We start from the raw sequence: 18,466 nt of genomic DNA, 5'->3' as shown, positions 1-18,466 counted from the left end.
TAATGCGAAGGGGTACGTCGCCGGCCCCCCGTTTTTCCAGCCCGAGGGATATCCATGCGTCGCATCTTCACCCCACTCGCCGCGGGCCTTGTCCTCCTGTCGACAGCCTCCGCTTTCGCCCAGAACGGCCAGCCCCGCAACCTGATTCTGTTTATCCCCGACGGCCTGCGGGCATCGACCGTGACACAGGAAACCGCGCCCACCATGGCGGCGCTGCGCGACCAGGGGGTCAATTTCCGGAATCCGCATTCGCTGTTTCCGACCTTTACCATGGCCAACAGCTCGGCGATGGCCACCGGCCATTACCTCGGCGACACCGGCACCTTCAGTAACACGATCTATACCGGCTACCCCTCGGTCCCGGCCGGCAACACCGTGGTTCCGTTCATCGAGAACGACGACGTGCTGGGTGACATCGACAATCATTTCGACGGCAATTACCTGAACGAAGAGACCCTGCTGAAGCTGGCCCGCGACAAGGGGCTGAGCACCGCGGCGATCGGCAAGGTCGGCCCGACCCTGCTGTTCGACCACACCGACCGCGCCGACAAGCCCGGCCTGCATTCGGTCGTGTTCGACGACGCCACCGGCTCGGCCAAGGGCGTTCCGCTCTCCGACGAGATCAAGGCGGCGCTGGAGAAGGCCGGGCTGCCGACCGCCACGCCGTCCCGCGGCGACAACGCCAAGGCCGGCAACGCCACGACGCCCGGCACCGTGGTCGCCAACATCCCGCAGCAGGCCTATTTCGCCGACGTCGCCACCAAGGTGGTGCTGCCGCTGTTCAAGGAGCGCAGCAAGCCGTTCGTGCTGGTGTTCTGGTCGCGCGATCCGGACGGCAGCCAACACAACCAGGGCGACAGCCTCAACAGCATCACGCCCGGCATCAACGGCCCGACCTCGATGGCCGGAATCCGCAATGCGGACAATAACCTCGCGCAGCTTCGCAAGGCGCTGGATGAACTCGGGCTGAGCGCCACGACCAACATCATCGTGTCCGCCGACCACGGCTTCTCGACAATCTCCAAGGAGAGCAAGACCAGCCCGTCTGCCAAGGTGACCTATGCGGACACGCCGGCCGGCTTTCTGCCGATGGGCTTCCTCGCGATCGATCTGGCCAAGGCGCTGCAGCTGCCGCTGTCGGATCCGAACGACGGCAACAAGCCGGTCGCTGCCGATGCCCATCCCAAATTCGGCAACGGCGTGCTCGGCGCCGATCCCGCCAAGCCGGACGTGGTGGTCGCCACCAATGGCGGCTCCGACCTGATCTATCTGCCGAACAAGGACAAGAAACTCGCCGCGCGGACCATCAAGGCGCTGCTCGCCCAGGACTATGTCAGCGGCCTGTTCGTCGACGACGCGCTCGGCAGCTTTCCCGGCACGCTGCCGATGTCGGCGCTCAACCTGAAGGGCCAGGCGCGCACGCCGACGCCGGCGATCGTCGTCAATTTCCGATCCTACGCGTCCGGATGCGCCGAGCCGACCACCTGCTCGGTGCAGGTCGCCGATACCGTGCTGCGGCAGGGCCAGGGCATGCACGGCTCGTTCAGCCGCGGCGACACCATGAACTTCATGGCGGCGATCGGGCCGAGCTTCAAGGCCGGCTTCGTCGACCCCCTGCCCGTCAGCAACGCCGACGTCGGCTTCACCGCCGCACATCTGCTCGGCCTGACGCCGACCAACAAGGGCAGCCTGGTCGGCCGGGTGATGACCGAGGCGATGCCGGACGGCGCGATACCCAAGGCGACGTCGAGCGTGCTCCGCTCCAAGCCGGCAAACGGCCTGCGCACCGTGCTGGCGTTCCAGCGCGTCGGCGACCAGCGCTATTTCGACGCCGCCGGCTTCCCGGGTCGCACGCTCGGGCTCGACGACACCGGCAAAAAGAAAACGGCGGGGAAGTAATCCCCGCCGTTTCTGAAATTTCACTTATCAACTCGTCATGCCCGGGCTCGTCCCGGGCATCCACGTCTTCCAGCCTCGACGGGCGGCAAGGCGTCGATGGCCGGGACAAGCCCGGCCATGACGGAGGACTTACATCCCCAGATCGAACACGTTCGGCAGCTGGATCAGCGGCAGGGTGGCGACGCCGATGAGGGTCGCGACCATCCGCATCAAGGTGCGGTTGTTCGGACGCGCGCTGCCGCGCATCTGCCGGGAGATCCACTCCAGCACTTCGGTGTTGACGCCGACCGCCTGGGTCGGAGCCCAAGACTCAATCTCGGTGTCGGGCGCGAGCGCGACGCTGCGCGACGGCACCGGCAGACCCGAGGCCGCGGCGGCGTGATGCACCACAGCCTTGGCGAACAGGTCGTCGAAGCGGCCGCCGTCCTTGCGCTCGGCGGCGGCGGCGTTGATCTCGAACAGCGCTTCGCACTCGGCGCGGCTGATCGGCTGGTTCTCGACCGCATTGGCTGTGAGGATGCGCACACACCAGGCAGCGTCGGCTGCGTCGAGTGTCCGCGAGAAGTGGACTCTGCCCTGCGTAGTCGGGCCCTCGCCGGTGATCACACCGTCGCGCACGACACCGAGCGCCTGTGCGGCGCCATAGCGGTCGGAAATCCGGTGGGGTTCGATGCCGATCTCGTCGGCCAGGACAGCGGCGGCAGTCATGGTTCCTTGCTCTTCATGTTGGTTGTCGACCAGCATTTCCACGCCGGCGTAAACGCTCGGTTAAGCTTTCGTCGTCGCTTGCGAGTTCCGTGCTTCGCGCCGAGAAGTTATCAACAGCGTTGCGCACAAGTCGCAGTGACCGAAGTCACCGACGATGAGATTGCAAGCTGCTCCGGCGGCGTTGCGGCGCGTCGAAGGCTTTATCGGGGCAACTTGCTAATCAAACTGTCGCACCTGGAGCCGAGAAGGTTCAGCCGCGCCGGCGCCCGGTTGGCGCCTTGCCGGTGACATGATCGCACCATGCAAAGCTGCGGCCGCACATGAAAGCGCGGCCGCAGCGGCTTGGACGGATAAACGGATTTCAGGGCGTCGAGAGGCGACGCCGTCAGCGCGGCGACCACCAGTCGGCGAGCAGCAGGCCGAGCGAGCCGGACACCGCGGTGACGAACATCCCCCAGGAGATGTCGACCGCGACCACCGGCCAGGTCCAGTGCTTCAGCAGCGCCAGTGAGGTGAGCTCGAAGGTCGAGTAGCAGAACAGCCCGAACAACGCCCCGTAGATCAACGCGGATTGCCAGGTCGCCGTCGCCGCGCCATTGACGAATACCAGGATGCCGACGACGTACAGCAGATAGAAAATTACCGCCGGCACCATGCGGACGGGGCCGAGCATTTCGCCGACTTGTGCGTTGAAGAAGCTCTTCGCAATCGTTCCGAGGAAAAGGAAATCCAGCGGGATCAGAACCAGAAACGTCGCCAGATAAAGAACGCCATACCGCTTCACATCAGCCTCCCGCAAACAGCCGCATCATATTCAATACGCTTCACTTCTTGTTCGGTTGCAAGCCTGAACACGCCCGATGTCCGATTTCCTTCGCGATGGATCCCCTGATGGCCAAAGCCGCATCCCGCCCCGTCATCGTCTGGTTTCGCGACGATCTGCGGCTGTCCGATCACCCGGCGCTGCATGAAGCCGCTGCCAGCGGGGCGCCACTGATCTGCATCTACGTGCTCGATGAGCACAGCCCACAGCTCCGCCCCCCTGAGGCGCGGCCTTTCGGCGCGGCGTCGCGCTGGTGGTTGGCGCAATCGCTGCGTGCGCTCGACAACAACCTCGCCGAGCGCGGCGCCGCGCTGACCCTGCGCCGCGGCCCGACCGCCGAGATCATCGCCGAGTTGGCGCGCCAGACAGATGCCGCAGCCGTGCACTGGATCGAGATCGAGATCGCGCCCTATCGCGCCGTCGCCGACGACCTCGCCGAAGCGCTCAGCGTCGCCGGCATTCCGCATCATCGCCATGGCAGCGATCTGCTCGCCGCGCCCGCTGCGATCCGCACTAAGGAAGGCCGCGGCCTGCGGGTGTTCACGCCGTTCTGGCGCCGCGTCCTCAGCCTCGGCGATCCGCCGAAGCCGCAGCCGGCGCCAGCCAAGCTGCGCGGCGTGCGGGACCTGCCGAGTGATGACCTGGCCTCCTGGCAACTCGAGCCGACCAAGCCGGATTGGGCCGGCGGCCTGCGCGACAGCTGGGTCGCGGGCGAAGACGCCGCGCGCGAGAAACTCAGCGCCTTCCTGGAAAGCCTGCCGGGCTACACGCCGGGCCGCGACCGCCCCGATCGCGACGCGACATCGTTTCTGTCACCCTACCTGCGGTTCGGCGAAATCACGCCGCGGCAGGTCTGGTACGCCGCGCGTTTCGCCGCCGCGGAGCGGCCGGCGATCGCCGCCGACGTCGACAAATTCCTCAGCGAGGTCGGCTGGCGCGAGTTCTGCCGGCATCTGCTCGCTGATCATCCCGACATGGCGGCGCGCAATCTGCAGCCGGCCTTCGATGACTTTCCCTGGGTCAGCGACGATGACGCGCTGAAGGCCTGGCAGCGCGGCAGCACCGGGTATCCGATCGTCGACGCCGGGATGCGGCAACTCTGGCACTCCGGCGTGATGCACAACCGCGTCCGCATGGTGGCGGCGTCGTTTCTCGTGAAGCACCTTCTGATCGACTGGCGGCTCGGCGAAGCGTGGTTCTGGGACACGCTGGTCGACGCCGACCCCGGTAGCAACCCCGGCAATTGGCAGTGGGTCGCCGGCTGCGGCGCCGATGCGGCGCCGTATTTCCGCGTTTTCAATCCGGTGCTGCAGGGCGAAAAATTCGATCCTGCCGGCGATTACGTGCGGCGCTGGGTGCCTGAACTCGCCGCGCTGCCGAATAAATTCATTCACCAGCCGTGGAGCGCGACGCCGGTCGAGCTCGCCGCAGCCGGCGTTGCGCTGGGCGACAACTACCCGGAGCCGATCGTCGACCACAAGGCCGGACGGCAGCGGGCCCTTGCGGCCTACGCCAAACTGCGTCAACGTTGAACAACTTTGGTTAGTCTCACTACTAACAGTCGCGAATCGGCTATCGTCGATTCCATCTGCAGTTTCTGTAAACCCTGTTCTGCAAACCCTTGGGGGACGACATGGACGACGACAAGCCGTTGATCGATCAAGTGACCGACGCCATCGACACCGCCGCCGGCGAAGTGAAGAAGGTGGTGAAGAAGGCCCGTAAGGCGGCCAAGAAGGTCGCTACCAAAGTGACCGGCAAGAAGGCCAAGAAGGCTCCGGCCAAGAAGGCCGCGAAGAAGGCGACCAAGAAGGCCGCCAAGAAAACCGCCAAGAAGGCTGCGAAGAAAGCCACCAAGTCCGCCGGCAAGACCGCGAAGAAAACCGCCAAGAAGTCGGCCAAGAAGGCTCCCAAGGCGGCCGCGAAAAAGGCTGGCAAGAAAGCCAAGAAGTCCAAGCGCTGAGCCGCTTTCCTTCTCCACCGCAGAAGCCTCCGGTCACCAGGCCGGAGGCTTCTTGCTGAGGGGGTGACGCAGAGCTGTCGGGCATCTGTCTCCGTGAGTTCGCGCGCTTCGCCCGTCTTCATTCGGGGCGCACGGCACGTCTGTGCGCCCCCGAAGTGCAGAGCTTGTTGCCGCCCCGGATTCCGGCTTCGCGACTTTGCAGCGCCCCGGACTGACGGCCGACTACGGGGCGCCACCCTGCCCCCATGGTCATCGCCCGGCTCGGCCCGCGCCCCAGTATTCCACAGCCCATCTTGCTTGTTCGGCCCGCTCCGACTTCATCCGATGCGTTCGGCTTGAGCCGGACGACCGCATAGCCGCTTGCCGCTAGACCCGCGTCCGGTTCACCAGGAACACCGCGGCGGCGCAGATCGCCATGCCGGCGATGGCGATGGCGTCGAGGCGCTCGTCGAACAGCACGAAGGCCATCAGCGCGGTCACGGCCGGCACCAGATAGAACAGGCTCGCCACCGACGTCGCCGCCGAGCGGCGGATCAGCCAGTACAACAGGCCGATCGAACCGATCGACAGCACCAGCGCCAGCCAGGTCAGCGCCAGCACGAACTCGGCGGTCCAGCGGACTTCGCGGGTTTCGAACAGCAGCGCGCCGATGCCGAACAGCGCCATCGCGGCGAGAAATTGCACGATGTTGCCGGCGCGCCAGTCGATGCCGCTGCAGAACCGCTTCTGATACAGCGTGCCGAGCGTGATGCTGATCAGCGAGCAGCCTGATGCCAACCAGCCCCATCCCGCATCGCCGCTGATCGTGCGGTTGTGCATGATCATCAGCGCGCCGCCGAGGCCCAGCGCCAGTCCGAGCCATTGCTGCACGGTGACGCGTTCGCCGAGCCAGCGATTGGCCAGCGTCGAGGTCAGGATCGGCTGCAGGCCGGGGATCAGCGCCGACAGGCCTGCCGGCACCGAATGCGCGATGGCGATCGCCGTGCCGGCGAGATAGACGCCGTGCACCAGCAGTCCGGCGACGACGCTGTGGCCGATGCCGGCGAGGTTCGGCCAGCGCGGCCGGGCGACGAAGGCGATGATCGCCATCAGCGCCACCACCAGGATCATCCGCAGGGTGAGATAGGTCAGCGGCTCGGCACCGCTCAGCGCATATTTGGTGCCGACGAAGCCGGTGCTCCACAGCACTACGAAGATCGCCGGCGCCGCACGCGCGGCCAAATGCTCGGTGGAGTTTTTCATTGCAGCCTGAGTGCCCGATCGTAAGGTGGCAGGCAATCACGAAATGCTCGGGTCAAAGACGAGCACATCCACCCCAGGCTCCGCACATGCAGCTCCAATTTCAGACCGTCGATGTCTTCACTTCCGAACGGTTCGGCGGCAATCCGCTCGCCGTCGTGCTGAATGCCGACGGGCTGTCGACCGCGCAAATGCAGGCCATCGCGGCGGAGTTCAACCTGTCGGAAACGACCTTCGTGCTGCCGCCGCGCGATCCCGCGTACACCGCGGAGGTGCGCATCTTCACACCGAAAGGCGAGATGCCGTTCGCCGGTCATCCCAATGTCGGCACCGCCTATGTCCTCGGGCGGATCGGCGAAAGCTACGGCCGTCCCATTGCGGGCGACCGCGTCGTGTTCGAGGAAAAAGCGGGGCTGGTGCCGATCGAGCTGATCCGGAGTAGCGCGACCATCACCGGGGCGCGATTGACGTCGCCGCAACGCCTGTCGATCGGACAGGACGTCGCCCCGGCACTGATCACGGCGGCCTGTTCGCTCGCCACAGAGGACATCGCGACGACCGCACACACACCCTGCATCGCCTCGTGCGGCGCCGCGTTCATCTTGGCCGAGCTGAAGAGCCGCGACGCTCTCGTGGCCGCCCGGCCGCGCGTCGACCTCTTCCAGGATCAGATCGCGAAGCTCCCCGCGACCAGCGTGCTGCTCTATGTTCAAACGAATGAGGACACGATCGACATCCGCGCGCGGATGTTCGCGCCGCAGCACAGCATTCCCGAAGACCCCGCGACCGGCAGCGCCAATGTTGCGCTGATCGGCTTGCTCGCTCAGCTGCGGCCGGAGGCTGATTTGAGCCTGACGAAGACGATCATGCAGGGGTTCGAGATGGGGCGTCCCAGCACGCTGTTCGCCCGTGCCGATAAGCAAAGCGGCGAAGTCACCATGACGTCGATCGGCGGGAGCTGCGTGCCGGTGATGGCCGGGACACTCGGGCTGGACTGAATGCGCGGCTCATCGCCGCGCGCACCGGCCAGGGTCTCATCAGGAACGCCCAACCGCGATGCGTGAGCCTGGCGGGCTCAAAAATCCTCAGGACACGGATCGACGATCTTCCACAGCTCCCTGCCGTTCTTGATCTTCTTCATCTCGTTGGTGAGCCCGCCGTTGCGGCGGATCCAGTCCTTCACCGGCTGCGGGTAATAGCCCATCAGCTCGTCGGTACCTTCGGAACTGTTGACCTTGATGCCGAAGGTGAAGGCCTTGTCGTAATAGGCGAGATGGAAGCCGAGGCTGGCGCGCGGCGTGACGCAGATCTTGTTCAGCGGCACGATGCCGAACACCATGGTGCAGGCCGAATTGCAGATGCCGTCGATGATCACCCGTTCGCGGCGATCACGGATCCGCTCGTACTTGGCTTTGTATTCGGTGACGTAGCCGCCATGGTCGCGGGTGATGCGCAGGTCGGCATGCGCCGGCGACACCATCAGCACCAGAGGGAGCAGCAGCAGCGGAAGCAATCTTCGCATGGACAATCGGCAACTGAGATGTCGAACGGACAGGACAACGGCGGCACGGCACCGTCAAGCCCACACTGTGGCTTCACAATGTTTGCAATTCGTTAAGCATGCCATTCCGGCGAAAAAGTGGGCAGAACTCTAGCCGCGACTTGCCAGCCGAAACCTGGGCAATTCCCGCCACCCCCCCTGTGAATCCGGTTCGAAATGCTGTAATCGGCCCAGATCCGACCGCGTCGTGGCCGGATCCTTGACCAAGGCGCTCGTAGCTCAGCTGGATAGAGCATCGGATTTCGATTCCGAGGGTCGGAGGTTCGAATCCTTCCGAGCGCGCCATTTGGCAGACCCGAACACACGGCTTCTAGAGCCGGCCTCCCCGCCGCTGCGCAGTTCCACGAAGGCTGTCATCGCCTCCCCGGTGTTCGTCAGGCAAGCCGGCGACGGCTCACCTCCTGCGGTGTGAGGCCGAACTCGGCCTTGAAGGCGCGGCTGAAATGCGAGGGATCGCTGAAGCCGCAGCTGAAGGCCGCGTCGGTCACCTGCTGCACGTGGCCTTCCGCGAGCGCCTTGTAGCTCGCAGCCAGTCGCTGCCGCCACAGCCACCGGATCGGCGTGGTGCCTTCCATCGCAAACACCCGGTTCAGGGTACGCGGCGCCATGCGCTGGCTCTTCGCGATCTGCTCGAGCGTGATCTCGGTGTCGTGAAGATTATCGATTAGATAGCGTTTGACCTGCTCGAGCTGACGCGCTCGGCGCGGCAGCGGCGCGGCTGGCTCCTTCAATTCCGTCTCGATGGTCGTTGCCAGGATGTCGAGCGCGGACGCGCAGATCCGCTGCGCCACGTCGAGCTCGGCTTGCGCGTCCATCCGGCTGAGGTGCTCGGTCATCGATGCCGCGAGCGCGCCGATCGGCGTCCCCGCCGCGATCCGCCGCGCCACGCATCGGCGCGCGGTCGGCAGCCGCGAAATCAGCAGCGGCCGGGGAATGGTGATCATGATGCAGCGATGGGTCTCGCTGAATTCGAGAACGAAGGGCCGCGTCTGATCGTGGAGTATCAGATCGCCCGGGCGCATCAGCGCCGCACGATCGTCCTGCGCAAGTGTTGCGGTGCCCTTCAGCGTCAGCCAGAGCATGAAGTCGTCGCGCCCATCCTTGCGGATATGCTGCGCCCGCCGGGTGACGCGGATCGGGTTGTCGGGCGAGGTACACGCCACGATATCGCTGATCAGCAGCGCCCCGAGCGACTTGACGTCGATCTTTCCGTCAAAATCGGCGTCATCCGGGATCCGGCAATCCGTGGTGGAATAGTTCAGGCAAGTGACTTGATGCCAGTACTCGAAACCGCCGCTCGCATTCGCCGAGGCGATGGCCGCGCGGTTCATCTTGTTTCACTCCGGTGCAGCGTCATGCGATGTTCCGCGCTTGTTGCACAGTTCCTGCCATGGCGACCCGACACAGCCGCCGTTTGCCGTGGTCCTGACGCTACCTGTGCGCTCCCCAAGTGGCAAGGACAGTCAAGTCGCAGGCACGCCCGGACAAGCCGACCGGTTTGGGCAGGGCTTAGATTGCCGGCGTAAGCGGTGGGTAGCCAGCGGCTCGTCTGCCATCGAGGCCGGGCTCGGGAACGCAGACGCCAACTACACCGCGCAGGGATGAACAAATGACACGATCCAGCCATGTGGCGCCGGCGCCTGACATCACTCTCGCCAACCTGACTGCGACAGAGGCTGCCGGGCACATCCGCGACGGCGGGCTGACCGCCGAAGCCTATGCGTCGGCCCTGTTGGCGAACTGGCGGGCCAACCGCGATCTCAATGCGCTGACTTATTGCGACGAAGCGCGCGTGATGGAGGCGGCGCGCAGCGTCGATCTTGCGCGTCGCAAGGACGAGCCGCTGGGGCTGCTCGGCGGCATCCCTGTCGCCGTGAAGGACAATATCGACACGATCGGCTTTCCGACCTCGGCCTCGACCGCCGCGCTGAAGAGCAACCATCCTGGAAGCAACGCCCCCGTGGTGTCTGCGCTGCTGCAGGCCGGCGCGTTCGTTTTCGGCAAAGCCAACATGCACGAGCTGGCCGGCGGCGGCACCTCGTCGAACCCGACATTCGGCGCGGTCGGCAATCCCTACGATCCCTCCCGGGTCGCCGGCGGATCGAGCGGCGGCACCGCGGCGGCGATCGCCGCGCGCATCGTGCCGGTCGGCCTCGGCACCGATACGGCCGGCTCGGTGCGTATCCCCTCGGCGTTCTGCGGCACGGCGGCGCTGCGGCCGACATCGGTCGGCGGCGTGCGCTACTCGCTGGATGGCGTGGTGCCGTTAGCGGTCGACCTCGACACCGTCGGCCCGATGGCGCGGACCGTGGAAGACGTGGCGCTGATGCACGCGGCGATCGCAGGCACCCCGCACGCCACTTCCGCCCGGCTGAAGGACATGCGGATTGGCGTTCCCCGGCAGCACTATTGGGAGGCGCTTGATCCGGAGGTCGAGCGCGTCACCAAAGCGGCGCTTGCCCGGCTGCAATCCGCCGGCGCCACGCTGATCGAAGTCGATGCCAGCTACCTTCCGGAAGCCAACGAAACGTTCTGGACGTTGATCAACGTGGGCATGCGCGACGACCTCGCCGACTTCTTCCGTCGCCATGCCATCGATCTCGACGCTACTGAAGTCGTCGACGCCATCGCCAGCCTGGATACGCGGCGCATGTTCCAGCTGGCGCGCGAAGCGCCGCTGACAGCCGCGGCTGTCGCCACCGCACGGGGTGCTGCACGGGCGCGCATTCGCGACGGCTATGATGCAATGTTCCGGGCACATGGGCTTCATGCCATTGCGTTTCCCACCGAGCCTTTGCCGGCGCCGCCGATCAACCGGGACGGCGATTACTTCGAGGAAGAAATCACCGTCAATGGCGCGGTTGTCAGCAAGGTCGGGGTTTTCATCCAGAACACCCGGTTCACCTGCGCGCTCGGCGTGCCCGGACTCAGCCTTGCTGCCGGGCTGACGTCGGACGGCCTGCCGGTGGGGCTCGAATTTGACGGTCTCGCCGGCCGCGATACCGAACTGCTCAGCCTTGGTCTCGCCGCCGAAATGGAGCTGGGACGTCTGCCGCCGCCAGATCCGAAACGACCCGCCGCTTCTGCACGCACGACGCAAGCAACATAACAGACGCTTCGGCGCACAAAGGAGGACACCATGATTTCCAGACGGCATTTGCTGAAGACAATGACGACCGGCGTCGCCGCGGCCGGGGTCACGCCGCTACTCGGCGCACCTGCGGTTCTTGCCGCCGCCCCCATCAAGGTCGGCTTCCTGATGGACACCTCCGGCCCGTTCCAGGTGTTTGGACAGCCGAAGCTGCACGCCATCCAACTCGCCGTCGATGAAATCAACGTCGCGGGTGGGTTGCTCGGCAGACAGGTGCAGCTCGTCCACTACGATACCCAGTCGGACAACAAGCTCTACGCCCAGTTTGCCCAGCAGCTCGTGCTGAAGGACCGCGTCGTCGCGGTGCACGGCGCCATCACCAGCGCGGCCCGCGAGGTGATCCGGCCGATCCTCAGCCGCGGCAAGATTCCATACTACTATGACATGATCTATGAGGGCGGCGTCTGCGATCGCAACACGATCGTCACCGGGCCGACCCCGCCGCAGCTGCTCTCGAAAATGATTCCGTACATGATCGAGAAAGCCGGCCCGCGCATCTACACGGTCGCGGCGGACTACAATTTCGGTCAGTACTCGGCGAAGTGGGCGGAGGAGATCGCGGCCGCCAACAAGGGCCAGATCGTCGGCACCGATTTCGCACCGCTCGACGTCAACAACTTCAGCGCCATCCTGAACAAGATCCAGCAGGCCAAGGCCGATGTGATTTATGCGGTGCTGGTTGGTCCTGCGCATGAGGCGTTCTACAGCCAGTGGGCCGCGGCCGGCCTCAACAAAACGATCAGGCTCGCCGCGCATGCTTACGGCGATTCCGGCGAGAATCTTCGCCTGCCCAAGACGGTCACCGAGGGCATCATCACCTGCAAGAACGTGTTCGACGAAGTCGACACCCCGGCCAACAAGGCGTTCCAGGCGCGTTGGAAGGCGAAGTTCCCGTCCGACAAGTTCATCGGCACACTCGCGCCTGCGGACTACCAGAGCATGATGCTATGGGCGGCTGCCGTGAAGGCGGCGAACTCCACCGACCGCGACGCCATGCTGAAAGCGTCTGCATCGGGCCTGTCGATCGAAGGACCGAGCGGCAAGGTTCAGTTCGATCCGAAGACCAACCACTGCCTGCTCAACATGTCGCTGGCCGAAGTGAAGGACGGCGCGTTCGCCATCCAGCAGACCTGGGAGCAGTTGCCGCCGGTGATCGATGACGACCGCTGCGACCTCGTCAAGAATCCGGGCCTGAATCAGCAGTTCGGCCCGACCGGCTGAGCGATATTTGAGAGACTGCGATGGAGCTGTCACTGATCACGGCCATCCACGTGCTGTATGCCGTGGCGAGCCTCTTTCTGATAACCGCGGGGCTCGCCGTCATCTTCGGCATGATGGGCGTGATCAATTTCGCCCATGGCGAATTTCTGATGGTAGGCGGTTTCGCCTTCATCCTGGCAGTCCAGGCTGGCGTCAACACCTGGGTGGCCATGCTCATCGTGGCTCCCCTGGTTTGCGTGCTGCTCGGCCTTGTGGTCGAGCGGCTGATCATCCGCCATCTCTACGGGCGGACGGTGGAGACGATCCTGGCGACATGGGGCCTCAGCCTTCTGTTGATCGGGATCGCCTCGGTCACGCTGGGCTATGACCAGCGCGGCGTTGGCCAGCCGTTCGGATCGATCGAGATCGGTGCGTATCGGGAGGGCATCTACACATTCTTCGTGATCGGCATGGCAGTCGTCGTGGCGGCCCTGTTGTACGGGCTGTTGCGCTGGACCAGCTTCGGGCTGATCGGACGTGGCACGATGGAAAATGCCGCGATGGCCTGGGCGCTGGGGGCAGACGTCAAACGCATCTATGCCCAGACATTCGCATTGGGCGCAGCGTTGTCGGGTCTGGCGGGCGCGATCTTCGCGCCGATCGCAGGTGTCATGCCGGTGTCCGGCACGGTCTACATCGCCAAGGCGTTCATCACCGTGATCTCCGGCGGGCCGCTGCCGCTCACCGGATCGGTTCTGGCCTCGGCGCTGCTCGGGACCGTGAGCGAAATCACGACGATCGTCTCGACGCCCGTGATGGGGCACGTCGCGCTGCTTGCCGCGGCGATCCTGCTGCTGCGCATTCTGCCGTCGGGGATCACCGGCCGATTTTTCCGCGGTGGTGTGTGATGGCCTCGAAGCTTACTCCCGCCGTCATTGCAGGCCTGGTGCTGCTGTGCGGCCTTCCCTTCATCGTCGAAACCTACACGCTGTTCAATCTGACGGTGTTCGCCGCGATGGCGATCTTCGCGCTCAGCCTCGGTCTGGTCTGGGGCTTCGGCGGAATCCTCAGCCTCGGACAATCGGTGTTCTTCGGGCTCGGCGCTTACGCATACGCGATCGCCGCCATCAATTTCGCCGACAGCACCCCTGCTCTTCTCGCCGCTATCGTCGTCCCGACCTTTGTCGCCCTGCTGATCGGTTACTTCGCCTTCTTCGGGCGGGTGACCGACGTCTATTTCGGCGTCATATCGCTGACCACCTCGCTGATCCTTTACAGCCTCGTCAACAGCACGTCGGATCAGTCGTTCGTCATCGGCAAGGCACCGCTCGGAGGCTACAACGGCATTCCCTCGGTGCCACCGATCAACTGGCCATTCATGCCGGAATGGACGCTCGGCTTCGACGAGATGTATTACCTGACAGGCGCGCTGCTGCTCGCGGTCTATATCGGGCTGCGGCTGCTGCTCAGTTCGCCGTTCGGGCGCGTCTGCATCGGCGTGCGCGAGAGCGAGGCCCGCGCCGAACTGCTCGGCTATGACAGCCGCAGGTACAAGCTGGCGATGTTCTGCATCGGCGCGGCGGTGGCTGGCCTCGCGGGTGCGCTGTTCGCGGCGTGGGGATCGTTCATCGGACCGGATTCGTTTTCGGTCAGCTTCGCGGCCCAAGCCATCATCTGGGTGATGTTCGGCGGCCTCGGCACGCTGATCGGCCCCGTCATCGGCTGCATTCTGCTGCAGGCGGTGACGACCTGGCTCGGCCAGGTCAAGATCGTCGATCCGAATATCGTGCTCGGTTCAATCTTCATCGCCGCGGTGCTTCTGCTCCCGCAGGGCATCGTGCCGACATTGCAAGGCGTATCTCGCCGCATTGCCGTACGCCTGAAGCAAGGCCGCCCGTCATGATTTTGGAAACGCGTCAGCTCTGGTGCAAATTCGGCGGCGTTGCCGCTGTCGCGGGTGTCGACTTCCAGCTCGCCGAGGGTGAGGTCCGCTGCCTGATCGGCGCCAACGGCGCCGGCAAGAGCACCTTCTTCAAGATGCTCACCGGGCAGCTACGCCCCACCTCCGGCGCCATCACACTGTTCAACCGCGACGTGACTCGCCTTGCACCATTCGAAATCGCGCGGCTCGGCGTCGGCGTGAAGATGCAGGTGCCTGCGCTGTTCGACGGCGTCACGGTTCAGGAAAGCCTCGCTTTGGCGGCGCTGCGCACCCTCGGCCGCCGGCAGGCGCCAGCCGCGGTCGAAGCCATGCTCAAGGAAATTCAGCTCGACGCAGAGGCTGATACCCAGGTCGGCCTGTTGTCGCACGGCCAGCGCCAATGGGTCGAACTCGGCATGGTGCTGATGTCCGATCCCAAGCTCGTGCTACTTGATGAGCCGGCCGCCGGAATGACGCGCGGCGAAGTCGACAAGACGATTGCCCTGATCGACCGATTGCGGGGCCGGCGCACCGTGGTCGTTGTCGAGCACGACATGCACTTCGTCAGCAGGATCGCCGAGAAGGTCACGGTGTTTCACCGCGGCACCGTGCTCGCCGAAGGCTCGATGGACGCCATGCTCCGCGATTCCCGGGTGCGCGAGGTCTATCTCGGACGCAAGGCGGGAGGCCTCCATGTCTGATCCCATTCTTGCCGTCACGGATCTGCGCGCCGGTTACGGCCGCGTGCCGGTGTTGCTCGGCGTCAGCTTCGCGCTGCAGCCCGGCGAGATCGTCGGCATTCTCGGCCATAATGGAATGGGCAAGACTACGCTGATGAAGGCTCTGGTCGGCCTGTTGCCGGCGACGAGCGGGCGGATCGACATCGCGGGTGACGACGTCACCGCGGCGCCGGCGCATAAGCGTGTCCGCCGACGCGTCGGTTATGTGCCGCAGGGCCGGCAGATCTTCGGCAAGCTGACCGTGCGGGAGAACCTGCAGCTCGCGGCGCGGGTGGCGGGGTTTGCACCCGACACGGCTGTCGCCGAAGCTGTGAGCGATTTCCCGATCCTTGGTGAACTCCTCGATCGCAAGGGCGGTGCGCTGAGCGGTGGCCAGCAACAAGTGCTGGCTTTGGCGCGCGCGCTGTGTGGCAAGCCGCCGCTGTTGCTGCTCGACGAGCCGACCGAGGGCATCCAGCCATCCATCGTCGAAGAGATGGAAGCGCAGCTCGTGGCGCTGGCCGCCAAAGGGCTCGGCATCGTCGTGGTCGAGCAGGATCTCGATTTCATATCGGCAACCGCAAGCCGGGTGCTGATGCTGCAGAAGGGACAGATCGTTCGCGAAATGCCGGTTGCGGCACTGTCGGACCCGGCCGTGATCGACGAGTTCATGGGCATCGCGACGTAACCCGCCGCTCGTCGTTGTCGAGGCCGCGCCACACGGCACGCCACTCGTCAAAGCTTCTGGCCGCGGCGCGCTCGCGCGGCCTCGTGAGGCGGCGCTACCCTGCGCGCTCGAGCTCTGCTGCTATTGCCAGCAGATCCTCATCGCAGCCGCGGCCGCCGATGAGCGACAGGCCGAGCGGGCAATCATCGAGTGTCGCCAGCGGCAGCGACAATTGCGGCAGGCCGGCATGACCGGCCGGGCACAGCAGCTCGATCGAACGCGCGCGGAAGGCTTCGAGCGCATCGCCCGTGGAGTTGCGCAGCGGGGCAATGCCGGGCGCGGTCGGGGCGATCAGCACGCCATCCTCGATCAACTCCAGCATGGTCGCGGTGATACGCTGGCGCAGTGCTTCAGCTTCAGTTACCTCGGCGGGATCGAGCACGGCGGCAGCGGCGAAGCGCTCTTTGACGCCGGGACCGAACGCCGGTTTCACTTGGGTCACCCACGCGCCATGTGCCGCCCAGGCGTCGCGCGACTGCAGCACGCGAAATGCATTGCGCCACGCCGCGCGGGCGTCGCCGACCACCTCGACCGGTTCGGGCGCCCCGAGCAGCGCGGTCAGCCGCGCGACGCCCGGCTGCAACGCCTCCGCAACGCGCGGCTCGATTGCGGCGAACAGATCCTGTGCGATCAGCACGCGGGACGGCCGCTTCGGTGCGCGGACGCCGTCGAGCAGCACGTCGCCGATTCTCGCCATCAGCTCGGCGCTACGCGAGAACCAACCCACGGTGTCGTAGCTCGGCGCCAGCGGCACCGCGCCACCCAGCGGGATGCGCCCGTGCGTCGTCCGGATGCCGTAGATGCCGCAATAGCTCGCCGGCAGCCGCACTGAGCCTCCGGTGTCCGAGCCGAGCGCGAAGTCGACGAGCTTGCCGGCCGTCGCCGCGGCCGATCCGCTCGACGAACCGCCCGGGATGCGGCCCGGCGCCGCCGGATTGATCGGCGTGCCGTAATGCGCGTTCTCGCCATTCAGGCTCCACGCCATCTCGTCGGTGTGAGTCTTGCCGACCATCTTGCCGCCGGCTGCGAGCAGACGATCGACCACCGGCGCGGAGCGTTCGGGCACCGGATGCGTCGCCAGCCATTCCGGGCTACCGGCGCCGGTCGGCACGCCGGCGACATCGAAGAAGTCTTTCACCGCGAAGCTTAGTCCGGCCAGCGGCCCCTGCTGATGTGTCTGTCGTTCGATCAGTCCATGAGCACAGAACGCATTCAGCGTGTCGTCGACCGGCATGTCGTCTCCGTCAGTGTGGTGCCGCTGCCGCGGCGAAATCAGTTCGGTTTGTGCAACATCGCGGCCGGTTTGTCGAATGTCCGCACGCCGCGCTTGAGGCCGAACAGCGGCTGCGCGATCTCGCAAACCGCCTGCGCCTTGGTGACGCAGTCGAGCATGACAAGATCGGCGGGATTGCCTATGGCGACGCCGTAGTTCTTCAGATTCAACAGCCGCGCGGAAGCCGACGTCACCATGTCGAGACAACCCGACAAATCGGCGCTGGCGCCGACCTGCGCGACGTTGGCGTAGAGATTGATCATCCGGATCAGGGAGCAGTCGCCGAACGGCGTGAACGGATTGAGTACGTTGTTGGTCGAGATGTTGGCGTTGACGCCGCGCGCGCGCAGCCGATGCGCCGGCGTGACGCCGCGGGGAACGTTGTGATCGCTGTCGCGGCCGGTGAGAAACAGATCGGTCGCCGGCAGAACGGTGACGGCGACGCCCGCTGAAGCCAGGCGATCCGCCGCCGCCTCGAATGCGGCAGTCGGCATCGCCGACAACTTGGTCACATGGCCGATCGCAACGCGGCCGCCCCACTTCGTCGCATCCGCCATCCGGCAGACTTCGTCGAGATCGAGATGTGCAGGGTCGAGGCCAAAATCGAGGTGGAAGTCGATATCGACGTCGAACTCCCTGGCGATCTCGAAGATGCGGCCGATCTGGCCGTGCGAGTCCCTGTCCATATAGGGCGCGCCGCCGACCACGTCGGCACCTTCGCGCAGCGCCTGCAGCATGATCTCGTCGCAGCCCGGATCGTCGAGCAGCCCTTCCTGCGGAAAAACGCAGAGCTGCAGATCGACCGCCCAGGCGTAGTCCGCCTTGAGCTGCTTCAGCGCACGGAAGCTGGTGAGGCCCACGCGCGGATCGACCTCGACATGGGTACGGATCCGGTTGGTGCCGTGCTTGATCGCCTTCTCCAGCGTCTGCGATGCGCGCTGATACACGTCCTCCTCGGTGAAAGCCTTCTTGGCTTTGACGACTTCGGCGATCGCTTCATCCAGCGAGCCCTGCTCGCAATTGCAGCGGCCGAGCAGGCAGGATTTGTCGAGATGGATGTGGGTTTCGACGAAGCCCGGCACCACGAGCCGTCCGCCGCAATCCTGCTCCGGCGCGCCGTCCGCGGGAAGCCCCGCTTCGATCGCCGCAAAGCGCCCTGCTCTGATGCCGATATCGGCGCGGCCCTCGCGATCGACGATCGTCGCGTTGCGCAGGATGAGATCGAAGGTCATCGAATTGTCCTTGAAGTTTGATTAGTTCGAGCCCTTCCCCGGACGCGATG

17 protein-coding genes and 1 tRNA gene are annotated in these 18,466 nt (G+C 65.4%); 11 read left to right on the top strand and 7 right to left on the bottom strand.

All coding sequences use genetic code 11. The annotated features are described in order from the left end of the window. Positions 1-54: 54 nt before the first annotated feature. Complete coding sequence (locus LPW26_RS15710; protein ID WP_238736353.1) at positions 55-1,899, top strand: nucleotide pyrophosphatase/phosphodiesterase family protein; 1,845 nt, start codon at positions 55-57, stop codon at positions 1,897-1,899. Between the two features lie 129 nt (positions 1,900-2,028). On the opposite strand, the gene LPW26_RS15705 is transcribed toward LPW26_RS15710, so the two are convergent. Both LPW26_RS15705 and LPW26_RS15700 read right to left on the bottom strand, forming a co-directional pair. Next, positions 2,029-2,607 (bottom strand): hypothetical protein, encoded by a 579-nt coding sequence (locus LPW26_RS15705; RefSeq protein ID WP_238736352.1) that lies wholly within the window; start codon positions 2,605-2,607, stop codon positions 2,029-2,031. 385 nt (positions 2,608-2,992) lie between these two features. After that, the gene (locus LPW26_RS15700; protein ID WP_238736351.1) at positions 2,993-3,391 is read right to left on the bottom strand and encodes a DUF2177 family protein; all 399 of its coding nucleotides are present in this window, start codon (positions 3,389-3,391) and stop codon (positions 2,993-2,995) included. Between the two features lie 107 nt (positions 3,392-3,498). On the opposite strand from LPW26_RS15700, the gene LPW26_RS15695 reads away from it, so the two are divergent. Next, positions 3,499-4,962, top strand: a complete 1,464-nt coding sequence (locus LPW26_RS15695; RefSeq protein WP_238736350.1) for a cryptochrome/photolyase family protein — start codon at positions 3,499-3,501, stop codon at positions 4,960-4,962. A gap of 101 nt (positions 4,963-5,063) precedes the next feature. Continuing rightward, complete coding sequence (locus LPW26_RS15690) at positions 5,064-5,393, top strand: hypothetical protein (protein ID WP_238736349.1); 330 nt, start codon at positions 5,064-5,066, stop codon at positions 5,391-5,393. Between the two features lie 366 nt (positions 5,394-5,759). On the opposite strand, the gene LPW26_RS15685 is transcribed toward LPW26_RS15690, so the two are convergent. After that, on the bottom strand, positions 5,760-6,635 hold the full coding sequence (locus LPW26_RS15685; RefSeq protein ID WP_238736348.1) for a DMT family transporter: 876 nt from the start codon (positions 6,633-6,635) through the stop codon (positions 5,760-5,762). A gap of 86 nt (positions 6,636-6,721) precedes the next feature. Between LPW26_RS15685 and LPW26_RS15680 the strand changes: the two genes are divergently transcribed. Next, complete coding sequence (locus LPW26_RS15680) at positions 6,722-7,630, top strand: PhzF family phenazine biosynthesis protein (protein WP_238736347.1); 909 nt, start codon at positions 6,722-6,724, stop codon at positions 7,628-7,630. Between the two features lie 77 nt (positions 7,631-7,707). On the opposite strand, the gene LPW26_RS15675 is transcribed toward LPW26_RS15680, so the two are convergent. Beyond that, on the bottom strand, positions 7,708-8,154 hold the full coding sequence (locus LPW26_RS15675) for a hypothetical protein (protein WP_238736346.1): 447 nt from the start codon (positions 8,152-8,154) through the stop codon (positions 7,708-7,710). A 247-nt stretch (positions 8,155-8,401) separates the two neighbouring features. Here LPW26_RS15675 and LPW26_RS15670 point away from each other — a divergent pair. Continuing rightward, positions 8,402-8,478: transfer RNA gene (locus LPW26_RS15670), tRNA-Arg, on the top strand. 89 nt (positions 8,479-8,567) lie between these two features. Here LPW26_RS15670 and LPW26_RS15665 read toward each other — a convergent pair. Beyond that, positions 8,568-9,524 (bottom strand): helix-turn-helix domain-containing protein, encoded by a 957-nt coding sequence (locus tag LPW26_RS15665; RefSeq protein ID WP_238736345.1) that lies wholly within the window; start codon positions 9,522-9,524, stop codon positions 8,568-8,570. 278 nt (positions 9,525-9,802) lie between these two features. On the opposite strand from LPW26_RS15665, the gene LPW26_RS15660 reads away from it, so the two are divergent. Genes LPW26_RS15660 through LPW26_RS15635 form a run of 6 tightly spaced genes read left to right on the top strand, consistent with a single transcriptional unit; the run spans position 9,803 to position 15,872 of the window. After that, complete coding sequence (locus LPW26_RS15660) at positions 9,803-11,302, top strand: amidase family protein (RefSeq protein WP_238736344.1); 1,500 nt, start codon at positions 9,803-9,805, stop codon at positions 11,300-11,302. A 30-nt stretch (positions 11,303-11,332) separates the two neighbouring features. Next, entirely contained in the window at positions 11,333-12,565 is a 1,233-nt protein-coding gene (locus tag LPW26_RS15655; RefSeq protein ID WP_238736343.1) for an ABC transporter substrate-binding protein, read from the top strand. 20 nt (positions 12,566-12,585) lie between these two features. Next, complete coding sequence (locus LPW26_RS15650; RefSeq protein WP_238736342.1) at positions 12,586-13,452, top strand: branched-chain amino acid ABC transporter permease; 867 nt, start codon at positions 12,586-12,588, stop codon at positions 13,450-13,452. After that, positions 13,452-14,447, top strand: a complete 996-nt coding sequence (locus tag LPW26_RS15645; protein ID WP_238736341.1) for a branched-chain amino acid ABC transporter permease — start codon at positions 13,452-13,454, stop codon at positions 14,445-14,447. The genes LPW26_RS15650 and LPW26_RS15645 overlap by 1 nt, the downstream gene beginning before the upstream one ends. Beyond that, entirely contained in the window at positions 14,444-15,166 is a 723-nt protein-coding gene (locus LPW26_RS15640) for an ATP-binding cassette domain-containing protein (RefSeq protein WP_238736340.1), read from the top strand. The genes LPW26_RS15645 and LPW26_RS15640 overlap by 4 nt, the downstream gene beginning before the upstream one ends. Continuing rightward, positions 15,159-15,872 (top strand): ABC transporter ATP-binding protein, encoded by a 714-nt coding sequence (locus tag LPW26_RS15635; protein WP_238736339.1) that lies wholly within the window; start codon positions 15,159-15,161, stop codon positions 15,870-15,872. The genes LPW26_RS15640 and LPW26_RS15635 overlap by 8 nt, the downstream gene beginning before the upstream one ends. 94 nt (positions 15,873-15,966) lie before the next feature. On the opposite strand, the gene LPW26_RS15630 is transcribed toward LPW26_RS15635, so the two are convergent. After that, positions 15,967-17,145 carry an amidase gene (locus LPW26_RS15630; RefSeq protein ID WP_238736338.1) on the bottom strand — a complete coding sequence of 393 codons (1,179 nt, stop codon included), beginning with the start codon at positions 17,143-17,145 and terminating at the stop codon, positions 15,967-15,969. 38 nt (positions 17,146-17,183) lie between these two features. Beyond that, positions 17,184-18,416, bottom strand: a complete 1,233-nt coding sequence (locus tag LPW26_RS15625) for an amidohydrolase family protein (protein WP_238736337.1) — start codon at positions 18,414-18,416, stop codon at positions 17,184-17,186. Positions 18,417-18,466 lie beyond the last annotated feature (50 nt).

It is taken from the genome of Rhodopseudomonas infernalis (assembly GCF_022271405.1).
Lineage (GTDB): Bacteria > Pseudomonadota > Alphaproteobacteria > Rhizobiales > Xanthobacteraceae > Rhodopseudomonas > Rhodopseudomonas infernalis.
The sequence above is the reverse complement of the archived record's forward strand: the minus strand, read 5'-3'. Positions and strand labels throughout refer to the sequence as shown.